This is a genomic window from Pandoraea fibrosis (genome assembly GCF_000807775.2).
In the GTDB taxonomy this organism is placed as follows: domain Bacteria; phylum Pseudomonadota; class Gammaproteobacteria; order Burkholderiales; family Burkholderiaceae; genus Pandoraea; species Pandoraea fibrosis.
The window spans coordinates 1,974,891-1,989,747 of sequence record NZ_CP047385.1 but is presented as its reverse complement, the minus strand read 5'-3'; the positions used below and the strand labels follow the sequence as shown (position 1 = coordinate 1,989,747).

The window sequence follows — 14,857 nt, the reverse complement described above, 5'->3', positions numbered from 1 at the left end:
CACACCCATTTAAGAAACCGATGGATGGCATCGTAAATTCCCGCTTTTCCGATGTCAATCATCTCCCTAGACTGGTGTCGTTGTCTTCACACTTCACTCAACGTTTGGGAGTCACACCATGCCGCACATCGTTCTGCAACTCTCTGGCACGCCCAACGACACGCTGTCCCGCGAGGCCGTGCGCGCTGTGTCGCAACTGACCGTCGATACCTTGCACAAGGCGCCGGAAGTCATTGCCGTGACCGTCGATTACCTTCCTCACGAGCGCTGGTTCATCGGTGGCGCACCACTCTCGGAGCAAGGCAAAAACGCATTCCATCTGGATATCAGCGTGACGGACGAGACGAACACGAAAGCGGAGAAGGCGCAGTTCATTGCGCAAGTCTTCGAAACCCTGTCCGGGCTGCTGGGTAACGTGCATCCTTGCTCTTACATTCACGTGATCGACGCCCGCGCAGCCGCCTACGGTTACGGCGGACGGACACAGGAATATCGGCATCAACACGCGTCAAAAGCATGAGATTCGCCTCTCGCCCTGTCCGGCAAGCAATCCCGACCGCTTGCCGGACTGTGCGAACGTCCGGTTCATGCGGCTTTTCAGCGAATGGAACGAAACATTTCCAACACTTTTTTACGACTATTTGCTTCGTCATCGCGCCATTCCCCTCGTAGGATGAAGACGTACCAAAACATCGCTTTCAAGGGGGCGAATATGAAAAAACTGACTTTGACCATTGCGCTCGTGGCTGCCACGCTCGGCGGTATCGCCGTGGTGCCGGCCCACGCTCAGGTGGGCGTTTCCATCAGTATCGGCGCACCGCCGCCGCCGCGTTACGAGCCGGTCCCGCCGCCGCGCGCGGGGTATGTGTGGGCACCGGGCTTCTGGGACTGGGATGGCCATCGCCACGAGTGGCGCGGTGGTCATTGGGAACGTGAACGTCCGGGCTACGCGTATCGCTCGCCGGCCTGGCATCAGGGTCCGCACGGCTGGGAATTGAACCGTGGCGGCTGGGATCATGGCGATCACGGTCATGGCCCCGATCATCGTGACGATTATCACGATCGTGATCACGACCACGGCCACGATCACCACGGCTGATCCGCGTCACATTCGTGTGACGCATCGGATCCACACAAACGCCGGCGCTTATCAGCGCCGGCGTTTTGCTAAGAAAAATCGATTGGTTGGGCGCGCGACGGTGCGCCGTTATCGTAGAGAACCCGCTCGCTGCTACCCGCGGCCGGTCCCCGCCAACGTCTGTCCGACGTTTGCGTTGGCAAGACCGGGACCTCGAGACGGATCTACGCACAACGGAGCCCAACAGGCCATGCACAACAAGACTCGCCAACCACGCGCACGACTCGCTGTTTCCACCCTCGCCGCCGCCCTGTTTTCCGTGGTGGCCCTCGCGCCGCTCGCCGCGCACGCCGACAAACTCGACGACATCAAGAAAGCCGGTGTGCTTCGCGTCGCCACGTTCGACAGCAATCCGCCGTTCGGCTATGTCGACGCGAAGTCGCACAAGATCGTCGGTCTCGACGTCGACTACGCCAAGGCGCTGGCCGACAAGCTCGGCGTGAAGCTTGAAATTCAGCCGACGAATCCGGCCAACCGCATTCCGTTCCTCACGTCGAAGAAAGTCGACCTCGTGTTGGCGAACTTCACCATCACGGACGAGCGTGCCAAGCAGATCGACTTCAGCATTCCGTACTTCTCATCGGGTCAGCAATTCCTCGCGAAGAAGGGCACGCTGTCGTCGCCGGACCAACTGAGCGCGCTGCGCATTGGCGCCGACAAGGGCACGACCAACGAAATCACGTTGCGCGAGAAATTCCCGAATGCAACGATCGTCGCATTCGACGACACGCCGTTCGCATTCGCCGCGCTGCGCACCGGCACCGTCCAGGCGATCACACAGGATGGTCCGAAGCTCGTCGGTCTGCTCGCCAACGTGCCGGACAAGCAGAACTACGAAATCCCGGCGTTCACGATTTCGAACGACTACATGGGCGTGGGCGTTCCCAAGGGGGAAGCACGCCTGACGGCATTCGTGAACGACACGCTGCGCGGGCTCGAAAAGGACGGCACCGCCGCCAACATTTACGACCGCTGGTTCGGCCCGAACACGGCCCAACCGCTGCCGCGACTGTTCAAGATCGGCGACAAGGCCTGACGCTTGCCCGTCGGCCTCGCCGGGGCGCACGAGGGGAACCCCTCGTGCGCACCCGGCGTTTTGCATTGGAAACACCGTCATGATCGACTGGCTCGCCCCGAAATACGTCGGCTGGCTGCTGCAAGGCTTCGGCGTCACGCTCGCCCTCGCGATTGCCGTGAGCGCCGCCGCCACCGGGTTCGGCTTCGGACTCGCACTGGCGCGCAACTCGCGTAACGCACTGCTCGTGCGTCCCGCCACCGCGTTCGTTGCGCTCATGCGCAACACCCCGCTACTGGTGCAATTGTTCTTCTGGTACTTCGGCGTAGCGGCGCTGCTGCCGGCCGACGCCGTGCTGTGGCTCTCCCAGCCCCATCGCTGGCATCTGGTGCTGTTCGACATTCGCTGGCCGACGCTCGAGACGCTCGCCGGCTTCGTCGGCCTCACGATCTACACGACCGCTTTCATCGGCGAGGAAATTCGCGCCGGACTGCGCGGCGTGCCCGCCGGGCAGACGCAAGCGGCGGCGGCCCTCGGGCTGAGCCGCTTCGCCGTCTTTCGTCATGTCGTGCTGCCGCAGGCCGTGCGCATTGCCATGCCGCCACTGTTCGGCCAATACATGAATGTGGTGAAGAATTCGTCGCTGACAATGGCGATCGGGCTCGCTGAACTGTCGTATGCGTCCCGGCAAGTGGAGACCGAAACGTTCAAGACGTTTCAGGCATTCGGCATCGCTACGCTGCTCTATATCGGCGCGATTGCGCTGATCGAGGCGGTGAGCGTCGCCACCACGCATCGCCATGCGGCGGCGCCGTCGCGCTGAGACAGACGACACAGAGCCCTCCCGGACACCCTCGCCATGCATTTCTCCGCCGTATTCGACAACCTGCCCTACCTGCTGTGGGGCGACTTTCCCGACGGCCCACTCTCGGGCGCCGCGCTCACCCTCGTGCTCGCCACGATCAGTGCATTCGCCTCAGGGATGCTGGGACTGGCGGGTGGCATCGCGCTCGCCATGCTCGGTGGCCCGGCCCGCTGGATACTCACCTTCGTGATCGGCTTTTTCCGTGCGATTCCCGTGCTGATGCTGATCTTCTGGACATACTTCCTGTTGCCGATCCTGTTCGACGTCAACGTGCCCGGACTCGCTACCGTAGCCTGCGCGCTCGCGTTGATCGGCGGCGCGTACCTCTCGCATACGGTCTACGCCGGGATTCGCGGCGTGGGCATCGCGCAGTGGCAGGCGGGCATGTCGCTCGGACTCACGCGCGCGCAGACGCTGCGCCACATCGTACTGCCGCAGGCACTGCGCATCATGACGCCGTCGTTCATCAATCAGTGGGTGTCGCTGGTCAAGGACACCTCGCTCGCGTACATCGTCGGCGTGGCGGAATTGTCTTTCGTCGCCACCCAGGTCAACAGCCGCCTGATGGTCTATCCGGTCGAAGTGTTCGCGTTCGTCGCACTGATCTACTTCGTGATGTGCAGCGCGCTCGAATGGGGATGCACCACACTGCTCGGCAAGCCGCTGCGCCCGGAGGCAGACCTCGCGGAAATGGAAAAGCCCCGGCGCGGCTGGCAGCGCATCACGTCGATGCGTCTGCCACGCTTACCGGGGCTCGGGCACTACCTGAACCGATCTGGCCATCGCGACAGGCTGGATCGCCCTGCCCCGCCAGACCAGCGTCACGCGCCGGGAACGTTGCCCCAGCGCGAACGCCGTGTGGACTTCAGTCACGATTGGCCTGGATGACGGTGAGGGCCGTCATGTTGATGATGCGTCGCACGGTCGAGCTGGACGTCAGCACGTTCACCGGTGCGCCTACCCCCAGCAGGAACGGACCCACGGCGACATTGCTGCCCGCGCCCGTCTTGAGCAGGTTGTAGGCGATGTTGCCCGAGTCGACGTTCGGGCACACCAGCAGGTTGGCGGCGCCCTTCAGACGCGAATGCGGCAGGATGCGGCTGCGCAGGCCTTCATCGAGCGCGCAGTCGCCATGCATTTCGCCGTCAATTTCGAGCTCCGGCGCTTGCGCCGTGACCATCTCCAGCACACGACGCATTTTCGTGCCCGACGCCGCACTGCCCGAGCCGAAGTTCGAGCGCGAGAGCAGCGCGATCTTCGGGTTGAGGTTGAGCCACGTCATCTGTTTGGCGGCTGCCAGCGTGAACTCGGCGATCTGTTCGGCCGTGGGATCGTCGTTGACGTGCGTGTCCACCAGCGCCACGGTGCGCTTGTCGAGCAGCAGAATGTTCATTGCCGCGTAGGTGTTCGCCCCCGGTTGCTTGCCGATGACTTCGTCAACGAAGCGCAGGTGATCGTGGTACGCCCCTACCGTGCCGCAGATCATGCCGTCGGCATCGCCCAGACGCACCATCATCGCGCCGATCAGCGTGAGACGGCGGCGCATCTCGACGCGCGCCATCTCCTTCGTAATGCCGTCGCGGCAACGCAGTTCCCAGTAGTTGGTCCAGTACTGATGGAAACGCTCGTCGTAATACGGATTGGTGACTTCGACATCTTCGCCCAGGCGCAGGCGCAGACCAAATTTCTCGATGCGGGCGAGCAGCACTTCCGGACGGCCCACGAGAATCGGGCGAGCCAGCTTCTCGTCGACGATCACCTGCACGGCGCGCAGCACGCGCTCTTCCTCGCCTTCGGCGAACACGATGCGAGCCTTGCCGCCGTCTCGCACCAACTGCTTGGCGGCCGAGAAGATGGGCTTCATGAATGCGCCCGAGTGGTACACGAACTGTTGCAGTTGCTCGGCGTAGGCGTCGAAGTCGGCGATCGGGCGGGTGGCCACACCGTCCTCCATCGCGGCACGCGCCACTGCCGGTGCGATACGCACGATCAGACGCGAGTCGAACGGCTTCGGAATCAGGTATTCCGGGCCAAACGACAGGTCATATGCGCCATAGGCGGTTGCCACGGAGTCGTTCGGTTCTTCCTGCGCGAGTCCGGCAATTGCGTGAACCGCAGCGATTTCCATGCTGCGCGTAATCGTGGTGGCGCCCACGTCGAGCGCGCCACGGAAGATGTACGGGAAGCACAGCACGTTATTGACCTGATTCGGGAAGTCCGAACGGCCCGTGGCCAGCACCACGTCGTCACGCGCGGCGCGCGCCTCTTCCGGGAAGATTTCCGGCGTCGGATTGGCCAGCGCCAGAATCAGCGGGCGCGACGCCATCGTCTTCAACATCTCCGGCTTGAGCACGCCACCGGCGGACAGACCGAGGAAGACGTCGGCGCCGTCGATCACTTCCGCCAGCGTGCGCTTGTCGGTCTTCTGTGCGAAACGCGCCTTGTCTGGGTCCATGCCGACCGTGCGGCCCTCGAAGACCACCCCGTCGATATCCGTCGCCCAGATGTTCTCGACCGGCAGGCCCAGATCGACCATCAGGTCCAGACAGGCGAGTGCGGCAGCACCGGCGCCCGAGGTCACGACCTTCACTTCGCGAATGTCCTTGCCCACGACCTTCAGGCCGTTGATGAACGCGGCGCTCACGGTGATGGCGGTACCGTGCTGGTCATCGTGGAAGACCGGGATCTTCATCCGCTCGCGCAGCTTGCGCTCGACGGTGAAGCACTCGGGAGCCTTGATGTCTTCCAGATTGATACCGCCGAACGTGGCTTCGAGGCTCGCGATGATCTCAACGAGCTTGTCCGGGTCGCTCTCGGTGATTTCGATGTCGAACACATCGATCCCGGCGAACTTCTTGAAGAGGACGGCCTTGCCTTCCATGACCGGCTTGGAGGCGAGCGCACCGATATTGCCCAGACCGAGCACGGCCGAGCCGTTCGTGATCACACCGACCAGATTGCCGCGCGCCGTGTACTTGAACGACTGCGCCGGATCGGCCGCGATTTCCTGACACGGAATCGCGACGCCCGGGGTATAGGCGAGCGCCAGATCGCGCTGCGTGACGAGTGGCTTGCTGGCCGTCACGGAGATCTTGCCCGGCGTCGGGAACTGGTGGTATTCCAGGGCGGCCTGGTGATCGTTGTTGTTGCTCATGGCGTGTCGTCCTCGATGAATGTCTCAGCTCTGCGTGGCGCTGCGGACCGTTCTGAAGACGGTTCCCGCCCTGGCGCATCAGATGTCAGGCCATTCTAGGCAGCCGCCAGCGGGGGACGATTCTGAATTACTATGGGGGCATCATATTTTCGATATAAGCCCGGAGCATCGGGGGTTTCAGGGGATTGAGGACAGATGGGGGCGGTGCCATTCGATACGGGGGAAGCGGTTCGGCGACTGACGACCCGGCTCAAGATGCGTCATCTCGTGCTGCTGCTGCAAATTCAGCAGCACGGCTCGCTCACTCGGGTGGCCGAGCATATGGCGACGAGTCAGCCGGCGGTCACGAGCGCCCTCGCGGAACTGGAAAGCATGCTGGGCGGCGCGCTGTTCGACCGCACCCCGCGCGGCATGACACCGACGCCGCTGGGCGCCGTGGTGCTCGCCCGGGCACAGGCGATGGTGCACGATCTGGACCATCTGACCCGCGACATCGAGGCCGTGATGGCCGGGCACGCCGCCAGGCTCCAGGTGGGGGTGATCCCCTACATTTCCGGCAAAACCCTTGCCGCCGCCATTCAGCAGACCCTCGCCCAGATTCCCCAGCGGCTGACCGTCACCCTGCACGAAGGCACGAGCGAAGCACTGATGGCGCAACTGCGCGATCACACGCTGGATGTCGTGATCGGGCGCGCCGCCGCCAGCGTCGATCTCTCGCAGGTGCAATTCGAAGTCCTGCATCACCAGATGCCGCGTGTGGTGGCCAGCCGCCGTCTGGCCGCCCGGCTCGGACGCAGTGCGCCCGTGTGGTCGCAACTGGCTGAGCTCGACTGGGTCATGGGCGCGCCGAATACCCCGATGCGCGATCAACTGTCCGATCTCTTCCTGCATGCAGGCGTGGTGCCACCCGTGCCGGTCGTCGAGAGTTTCTCGTCGCGTCTGACCGGAGAGCTGCTCGCGAGCAGCGAGCGCGCAGTATCCCTGCTGCCCGCCGATATTGCCGAAGAACTCGTGCGCGTGGCGGGTGTGGCCGTCGTGCCCTGGTCGTTGAGCTGGACGCTCCCCCCTGTCGCGATGTTCACACGTCGAGAAAACCCGCGCGAGACGCACCGGCTTTTCACGCAGGCGCTGCGCACGCAATACCAGACCATGACCGGCACGACCTGAGCGTTTTCGCGTCTCGCGGAAAGGCATTGAAAGGGCTTCTGACGGCAAAACCAGGCAATTTCGCGAATTGGGCCCTTTTCGGCACGTTTGCCGAGCGATTGCCGACGTGCCGTCCGGCGTAAGGTGTCGTGCATGAACGATGCCGTCCCAGCCTCCCCTCATATCGACACGACGCCCACTGGCCCCGCGCCGGTGGTCACACCCTTTGTCGCGTCGCCGCACCAGATCTTTCTCGCGCCCGCCCTGCTGCCCACGCAGGTCGGCCCCGCCGGTCTGCGCTTCGACTTCAACGACGGCGCCCGTGTTGTCATCCCCGATTTCGGCCAGCCGTTGCCGTGGCGCGTGCGAATCAGCGATTTGCGCGACGACGCGACGCTTGCCGACGTGTCGCTGTCGTCGGGCGTGGTGCGCAGCCCTGCGAAGTACTTCGTACCGTATGGCATCACGATCTGGCTGAACGACGTGGTGGTCTTCGAGCATCGCTTTGAGGCCCGCGATCAGGACGTGCTCGTGCAATTCCCACTCGCGGCGCTCGGCGACGTGCTCGGCTGGCTGCCCTACGCGCTGCGATTTGCCGATACCCACGGTTGCCGGCTGGCCTGCGTGGTCACGCCTGCGGTGGCCGCCTTGTTCCGCGACGCGTATCCCGGCGTGGATTTCGTCGCGCAAGACAAGATCGAGCGGCGCAAGTACTACGCGACGTACAACGTGGGCCTGTTCTTCGACGACCACGAACTCACTCAGCAGCCCCGCGACTTCCGCGAGACCGGATTGCACCGGACGGCCGCCCACATCCTTGGCGTCGACGACGCGGAAACGCCGGCGAATACGGCACTGCCGGACGTGTCGCGACCGATGGCCGAGCCGTATGTGTGTATCGCCGTCCAGAGCACGGCGCAATGCAAGTACTGGAACCGGCCGCAGGGCTGGGACACCGTCGTGGCAGGCCTTCGCGAGCGCGGCGTGCAGGTCGTCTGCATCGATCAGAAGTCACGGCATGGCAAAGGGGATTTTTGGCAAGCGATTCCGGAAGGTGCCATCGATGCGACGGGCGATCTGCCGCTGACCGAGCGCGCGCGCTGGCTCATGCACGCGAATGCGTTCATCGGTTTGTCGAGCGGGCTGGCCTGGCTGGCGTGGACAATGGGCACCCCCACGGTGCTGATTTCCGGCTTCACGCTGCCGCATAACGAGTTCGCCACACCGTATCGTGTCAGCGCGCGCGACGTGTGCACCGGCTGCTGGCACGACCCGTCGCTGCGTTACGACCACGACGACTTTCATTGGTGTCCCCGGCACAAGGGCACCGCGCGGGCGTTCGAGTGCTCCCGGGAGATCCGCCCCGAGGACGTATTGGCCGCAGTGGATCGGATGCCCGCAGGGGTGGGAGCGCACGTCTCGCGCTGACTTTGCCGGCAGCGAGGGGCCCGGTGCCCACCGCTATGCGGGTATTCCCATTGCGCTTACACTGCGCGCATATCCCAAAGCGTTCTTGTCAGTCATGGCCTCTCGCGAACGCCGCAGCCACTCATCGCTTGACTCGTCCACGGCCCCTCCCGCCACCACGGCTGCGACGCCGTTGCTGGATCCGGCCTTGCTGCGCCGTCTGCTGCGCGCGAAAGATCATATGGATGCGGCGTCGCACGAAGCCTGGCCTGTCGCACGTCTGGCGGCGATCAGCGGTACGTCGGAAGCGCATTTTGCCCGCTCGTTCAAGCGCGCATTCGGGATTCCCCCGCATCGCTATCTGCTGTCCCGGCGCATCGAGCAGGCCAACACGTTGTTGCGCGACACCGATCTCAGCATCACCGATATCGCCTTCGCCACCGGCTGGGAGAGCGTGGGAACCTTCGGGCGCATTTTTCGCGACATCACTGGCCGCAGCCCCAGCGAGCGACGGCGCGAAGCACGAGCTTGCGCCGACCCGCTCGATCGTGTGCCGGCGTGCGTGTTGAAAGCGGCGCAACGCCCGGATCTCAACATCGCAGTTTTGGAGAAGCGCCGCCGCGCGGGCAACGCTACAGTCCCTCCATCAACCAAGGAGGTCATATGAATCAAGGTATCAATGTGGTGGGCGTGTACGTCGACGATCAGGACGAAGCGCTCAGGTTCTACGTCGACAAGCTGGGATGGCACGTGCACACCGATGTGCGTAATGGCCCTTATCGCTGGCTCACGGTGCAGCATCCGGATCAGCCGTCGTTCCAGCTTGGCCTGTTCGCGCCCGGACCGCCCATTCACGACGAGGCCACGGCGCAAACGCTGCGTGCGATGGTCGCCAAAGGCGCAATGCCGCCGTTGGTACTGCATGTGAGCGACTGCAAGGAGAGCTACGCCCGGCTGAAGGCCCGTGGGGTCGAATTCACGCAAGCACCGGTCGAGCGTTATGGCAGCGTCGACGCCGGGTTCCGCGACCCGGCGGGCAACGGCTGGAAGATGATTCAGGCGCCGCAGGGCACGGCGTAAGCCGGTCGTCGCACTCAGGTGACGACCGTTACCCAATACCGGGCCTACTCGTTGAATCGCGCTTCGTCGAGATCCGCGATCAACGTCGGCCCGCTCGGGCGTCAACCCATCTTGCGCTGCTTGATCTCGCTTGATCCCGCTCAATCCGGGCGACGCCGGAACGCCCACCAACCAGCGGCAGCAGTGCCGGTCGCCACAATGGCGACCAGCACCCAAAAACCGTGCGGATGGTCGGCGAGCGGTATGCCGCCCACGTTCATGCCGAAAAAGCCCGCCACGATATTGATGGGCAAGGCGAGCACGGTCACGACCGTCAGCGTGTAAATCGTGCGCTCGGTGCGCTCGCTGACCATCGCTGCAATCTCTTCTTGCAGCAGCTTGATCCGTTCGAGCAACGCCGACAGATCGCTGAGCACCACGGCAAATTCTTCCGTCGCCTGACGGAATTCCTGCACGTCCTCGGCATGCCCCCACACGGGAGGACGGCTCAGCAGCCGGAACAGCGCCGCAGGCTCCGGCGCCAGCAACCGCTGCAACCGCACAAGCACCCGTCGCAATGACCCCAGATCCGCGCGATTGCTCTCGATACGCTGCTGCAACAGGCGATCTTCGACGGTATCCACACGACGGCTCGTCTCACGCACTATGCGCTCGAGCACGTCTGCCTGATCGCGCAGCAGGTGCACCAGCAACGCCAACGGCGAGCGGAACGCATCGCCGCGTTTGACCGACGCGCGCAGCTTGTCGATCGAGCGCAGTGGCTTCACGCGGCCCGTCACCAGCAGGCGAGCATTGGCCGCAACGCGTAGCGTGGAGATCTCCGACTGCGCAATGTCGAACGCAAAAATGACGTCGTTGATCACGGCGAGCAACCAATCGTCGGAATGCTCGATGCGCGTGGAACGCGACCCGGCCCCCAGACTTTCGTAGAATTCGTGAGGCAGGCTCAGGTGTTGCTGGAGCCACTTCTCGCAAGCGGCATGTGCGAAATTGAAATGCAGCCAGAGAAAGCCTTGCGCGCGCTCACCTTGCGCCAGCCATCCGAGCGCCTCGGCCGAATCGATCGGTTCGGGCGGCGCCCCGTCGGTGAAGCGGTAGCCGTAGATCAGGCCAGCCTGATCGCAGCCGTAAGCGTTATGAACTAGGTCGGCGAACATGCGCGCTGTGTCGGAACGGACGTGGGGAATGGCGTGAACCGCACCGCAGCGCGGTGGGATCGGCCATCATGACAATGTCATATTTCATTTTCATGACAACCCCACCCCACACCGCTGTCACCGCTCATGCCCGCCCGGCGGGCCGCAGCGGGGAACTCGGCCCGGCGGTATTCATCAACGCCATGCGGGTGTCATAAAATCGTCGCATACTTGGCTTCACCCTCGGGCGCGCCCTGCACACGGTATTTCGCAGCGTCTGCCTGCCGTCACCCACGCTGTATGGGTGCCTTTTGTGTTTTCTGGCCCGTAAGAGATCGTCGCCATGACCAAATTCGATTCCGACGCCGACCACGACGCCTCGCTTGCCCGGCGTCTCCAAGATGATCTGATCGACAGCTACGACGAAGAGATCGAGATGGAGATCGACGATCTTCGTATGCCCGGCCTGACCGATCTGACCGACGCCGCGCGCAGCGACCGCTTGCAATACTTCCGCGAGCTGTTCCGCCTGCAAGGCGAACTCGTCAAATTGCAGGATTGGGTGATGCGCAGCCGTCACCGGCTCGTGGTGATCTTCGAAGGTCGCGACGCCGCCGGCAAGGGCGGTGCGATCAAGCGCATCACGCAACGTCTGAATCCTCGTGTGTGCCGCGTGGCGGCCCTGCCCGCGCCCAACGATCGCGAGCGCACGCAGTGGTATTTCCAGCGTTACGTCCAGCACCTGCCCGCCGCCGGCGAAATCGTGCTGTTCGACCGTAGCTGGTACAACCGCGCAGGCGTGGAAAAAGTGATGGGCTTTTGCACCGAAAGCGAGTACGAAGAGTTCTTCCGCTCGGTGCCGGAGTTCGAAAAGATGCTCGTGCGCAGCGGCATCCAGATCGTCAAGTACTGGTTCTCGATTTCGGACGAAGAGCAGGAAGCGCGCTTCCTCGCCCGCATTCAGGATCCGCTCAAGCAGTGGAAACTCAGCCCGATGGATCTGGAGAGCCGTCGTCGCTGGGAGAACTACACGCACGCCAAGGAAGTGATGCTCGAACGCACCCACATTCCCGAAGCGCCGTGGTGGGTTGTGCAAGCGGACGACAAGAAGCGTGCGCGTCTGAATTGCATTCATCACCTGCTGGCGCAAGTGCCGTATCACGACGTGGAGCGCTCACCGGTGGTGCTGCCCGAGCGCGCGCGCAACGAGGATTACATGCGTCACCCCGTGCCCGATGAAATGATCGTGCCGGAGATTTACTGACGACCTTCGCGCGACGATGGCTCAGGCAGCGACGAGCGATGCCTGAGCCAGTGCCATCGTCCATCGTCCAGCATTCAGCCTTCGTCATCAGGCCACCCGAACGGCAGCCCGAACGCTCGCGGGACCAGACACCTGTTCCGATACCGATGTCAGTGGCAAGCGCAGCGTGACCCGCAGGCCGCCCCCCTGCGCCTTGTCCAGACGCACAGTGCCGCCCAGTCCCTCGATCAGGCGCCCGACCAGCGACAACCCCAGCCCACAGTGGCCCTCTCCGCCGCGCGATGCGTCGAGACGCACGAACGGACGCATCGCCAGCGCCACCTGATCGTCGGGGATTCCCGCGCCCCAATCGCTCACCTCGATACATCCCTCGCTACCCTCGCACCACGTTGCCAGACGGACCGGCGGTTCGCCGTGCTCCAGCGCGTTGTCCACGAGATTCGACATCACCCGGTCGAGCAACGTGCGCGGCAGCACGAAGCCCGGACCCGCCCGCAGATCGCAAACGAATAGCGAAGCCTCCGCCAGCGCGTCCGGTTCCGCAGCGACGGGGGCGCTCGCCGCACCATCATCCTCGTCTGCCGGAAACTGCTCGCGCAGGAAGGCATCGACGCTCACCAGCGGACTCGTATCGGCTTCGTCGCGCGCGTAAGCGAGAAACTGCTGAACGATGTGATTGATGGAGGCGATATCGCGCACGAACCCATCGCGTGAATTGTCGTTGTCGATCAGATCGGCACGCAAACGCAAACGCGTGAGCGGGGACTTCAGATCGTGCGCAATGCCGGCGAGCATGATCGCCTGATTGTCTTCCGCTTCGGCCAGCCGCTTGGCCATGTCGTTGAACGCGTGCGCCAGATCGCGCAACTCGTGCGGCCCCTGCTCCGGCAGCAAGGCCGGACGACGCCCTCGCGCAATCACACGCGCCGCCTGTGCCACTCGCGCAATCGGCCGTTGCATCTGCCACGCCATCAGCAACGCAAGCAACACCGCGCCGATCAGAATGCCCACCGTCTCGCGCACGAACGGCGGCATCGGCGGCAAGTCGATGCCGATGACGATCCACTCGTGATGCTGCGGCAGCAAGACCCACAAGCTGCCGCGCTTGCGCTCGTTGATCATGTGCAACTGCGTGCCCGGTGGCAATCGCGAGAGCAGTTCCTGACGCAGACGGGCGGCGCGCTCGTCGTCCGCGCCATCGGCAAACGCCGGGGCGTCGGCCAGTGGCACACGCCGAATGCCGTGCGGTGGCGCGAGACTGCCGGGCGCGACCGCTCGCTGATCCACGCTCTGAATCGCCACGAGCAGGCCACGTGCAAAGCCGTCCACCTGCTGGCGCGGACGCTGATAGAACACCAGCGCACTCCACACCAGATGCATCACCAGCAAGACGGCAATGCCCAGGCATGCCATGCGCGCGAACAGGGAGTCGCGCAACAGCCTTCGCAGATTCACGCAACCGACTCCCGCCAGCCGCGCACCGCGCGCTTACCGACCGATGCCGACGGGGCAAGCGACAACGCGTCGTCGCCACCACCGCCCACGCCGCCGGAGCGCTCGCGTGCGTCGGACGTCGCCCCTTCGGACAATTCGCCGCCGGGCACGAAAACATAGCCCTTGCCGCGAATCGTCTGGATATAACGCGGCTCCGACGGGTCGGTTTCAATGAGACGCCGCAGGCGCCACACCGGCACGTCCAGACTGCGATCGCGGAACGTGATGCCGTCGCCATAGAGCATGGCGTGCAGCTTCACGCGCGGCAGCACCTGCATGGGATGTTGCGTGAACGCCTTGAGCATGGCGAATTCCGTATCGCGCAGCGGCAAACGCTCGCCCTCGCGCTGCAAGGTGCGCAGCGAGAAATCGAGCTCGAACGGGCCGAAGCGATACGGGGCGCGCGCATCGGGCGCACTGGCCGCCACCGGTCCACGACGGCGCAGCACCGCATGAATGCGGGCAAGCAACTCGCGCGGATCGAAGGGCTTGACGAGGTAATCGTCGGCGCCCAACTCCAGTCCGAGCGCCCGATCGAGCGGGCCACCACGCGCCGAGAGCATGATGACCGGGATGTCTTCGCCGGCCGCGCGCAAATCCTGCAAGGCCCGCAGGCCATCGCGCTCCGGCATCATGATGTCGAGCAGAATCACCGAAGGCCGCTCAAGTTCGAGCCGGCGCAACAGCGACGCACCGTTGTGAAGCACCGAGACCTGCATGCCATTGGCATGCAGCAATTCACGCAAAAGGTCGCGAACGACAGGATCGTCGTCGACCAGAAGAACATGCAGACTCATGAAATTCTCTCGGTAATTTAAGTTGGGCGCGGTGCGCTCGCGCCTTGCGACAGTTGCACGGCACTGTCCTGCGTCACGACGGGTGTCTCCGGCGTACTGGAGAGCGCCCTCAGCGCATTCGTAAATCGATCCGGCGACGACGTTGCCCGGTGGGTACCCACCGTCGCAGCCGCTCCCTGCCCCGGCAAACGCCAGGCGCGATGCAGCGCCACATTCGGCGCACCAATGCCCATGGACATGATTCAAGCTCCCTCGGTGTCGAAATACACCGCAGTTTGCGCGCCCGTCCAGTCTCGCGTTTGCCGAAGCATCTTATAGAATGGCGCCTAATCCTTATTTCAGAAAGGATCGGTAAGGTTGA

The 14,857-nt window shown here is 63.9% G+C and carries 14 protein-coding genes and 1 pseudogene; 10 read left to right on the top strand and 5 right to left on the bottom strand.

Features of this window, described 5'->3' with window-relative positions:
* The first annotated feature begins 118 nt into the window (after positions 1–118).
* The 5 genes and pseudogenes from PI93_RS08975 to PI93_RS08955 all read left to right on the top strand — a co-directional run.
* Positions 119–520 (top strand): tautomerase family protein, encoded by a 402-nt coding sequence (locus PI93_RS08975; protein WP_039367492.1) that lies wholly within the window; start codon positions 119–121, stop codon positions 518–520.
* A 192-nt stretch (positions 521–712) separates the two neighbouring features.
* Entirely contained in the window at positions 713–1,099 is a 387-nt protein-coding gene (locus tag PI93_RS08970) for a YXWGXW repeat-containing protein (protein ID WP_039367859.1), read from the top strand.
* 229 nt (positions 1,100–1,328) lie between these two features.
* On the top strand, positions 1,329–2,174 hold the full coding sequence (locus PI93_RS08965) for an ABC transporter substrate-binding protein (RefSeq protein ID WP_039367489.1): 846 nt from the start codon (positions 1,329–1,331) through the stop codon (positions 2,172–2,174).
* 79 nt (positions 2,175–2,253) lie between these two features.
* Positions 2,254–2,976: an amino acid ABC transporter permease gene (locus tag PI93_RS08960; RefSeq protein WP_039367486.1), complete on the top strand. Its 723-nt coding sequence runs from the start codon at positions 2,254–2,256 to the stop codon at positions 2,974–2,976.
* A gap of 36 nt (positions 2,977–3,012) precedes the next feature.
* Positions 3,013–3,738: pseudogene (locus tag PI93_RS08955) on the top strand (amino acid ABC transporter permease); the annotation flags it as partial.
* A 145-nt stretch (positions 3,739–3,883) separates the two neighbouring features.
* Here PI93_RS08955 and PI93_RS08950 read toward each other — a convergent pair.
* Entirely contained in the window at positions 3,884–6,172 is a 2,289-nt protein-coding gene (locus PI93_RS08950; RefSeq protein ID WP_039367483.1) for an NADP-dependent malic enzyme, read from the bottom strand.
* A 204-nt stretch (positions 6,173–6,376) separates the two neighbouring features.
* Here PI93_RS08950 and PI93_RS08945 point away from each other — a divergent pair, with 204 nt between their 5' ends.
* The 4 genes from PI93_RS08945 to PI93_RS08930 all read left to right on the top strand — a co-directional run bounded on the left by PI93_RS08945 (position 6,377) and on the right by PI93_RS08930 (position 9,805).
* Complete coding sequence (locus PI93_RS08945) at positions 6,377–7,339, top strand: LysR family transcriptional regulator (RefSeq protein WP_039367854.1); 963 nt, start codon at positions 6,377–6,379, stop codon at positions 7,337–7,339.
* A gap of 132 nt (positions 7,340–7,471) precedes the next feature.
* Complete coding sequence (locus PI93_RS08940) at positions 7,472–8,746, top strand: autotransporter strand-loop-strand O-heptosyltransferase (RefSeq protein WP_039367480.1); 1,275 nt, start codon at positions 7,472–7,474, stop codon at positions 8,744–8,746.
* A gap of 94 nt (positions 8,747–8,840) precedes the next feature.
* Positions 8,841–9,392: a helix-turn-helix domain-containing protein gene (locus tag PI93_RS08935; RefSeq protein WP_039367476.1), complete on the top strand. Its 552-nt coding sequence runs from the start codon at positions 8,841–8,843 to the stop codon at positions 9,390–9,392.
* A complete protein-coding gene (locus tag PI93_RS08930; RefSeq protein WP_039367472.1) occupies positions 9,389–9,805 on the top strand; it encodes a VOC family protein in 417 nt (138 codons plus the stop codon). Before PI93_RS08935 ends, PI93_RS08930 begins: the two co-directional genes overlap by 4 nt.
* Before the next feature lie 140 nt (positions 9,806–9,945).
* Here the strand turns inward: PI93_RS08930 and PI93_RS08925 are convergent, their stop codons facing one another.
* Positions 9,946–10,962, bottom strand: coding sequence for a transporter (locus PI93_RS08925; protein ID WP_039367470.1), 1,017 nt, complete (start codon positions 10,960–10,962; stop codon positions 9,946–9,948).
* 322 nt (positions 10,963–11,284) lie between these two features.
* Between PI93_RS08925 and ppk2 the strand changes: the two genes are divergently transcribed.
* Positions 11,285–12,205: a polyphosphate kinase 2 gene (ppk2, locus tag PI93_RS08920; protein ID WP_039367468.1), complete on the top strand. Its 921-nt coding sequence runs from the start codon at positions 11,285–11,287 to the stop codon at positions 12,203–12,205.
* Between the two features lie 87 nt (positions 12,206–12,292).
* Here the strand turns inward: ppk2 and PI93_RS08915 are convergent, their stop codons facing one another.
* Genes PI93_RS08915 through PI93_RS08905 form a run of 3 tightly spaced genes read right to left on the bottom strand, consistent with a single transcriptional unit; the run spans position 12,293 to position 14,735 of the window.
* Positions 12,293–13,660 (bottom strand): ATP-binding protein, encoded by a 1,368-nt coding sequence (locus PI93_RS08915; RefSeq protein WP_052240478.1) that lies wholly within the window; start codon positions 13,658–13,660, stop codon positions 12,293–12,295.
* Entirely contained in the window at positions 13,657–14,496 is an 840-nt protein-coding gene (locus PI93_RS08910) for a response regulator (protein WP_080759069.1), read from the bottom strand. Before PI93_RS08910 ends, PI93_RS08915 begins: the two co-directional genes overlap by 4 nt.
* Before the next feature lie 17 nt (positions 14,497–14,513).
* The gene (locus PI93_RS08905) at positions 14,514–14,735 is read right to left on the bottom strand and encodes a hypothetical protein (RefSeq protein WP_144400407.1); all 222 of its coding nucleotides are present in this window, start codon (positions 14,733–14,735) and stop codon (positions 14,514–14,516) included.
* Between the last annotated feature and the right edge of the window lie 122 nt (positions 14,736–14,857).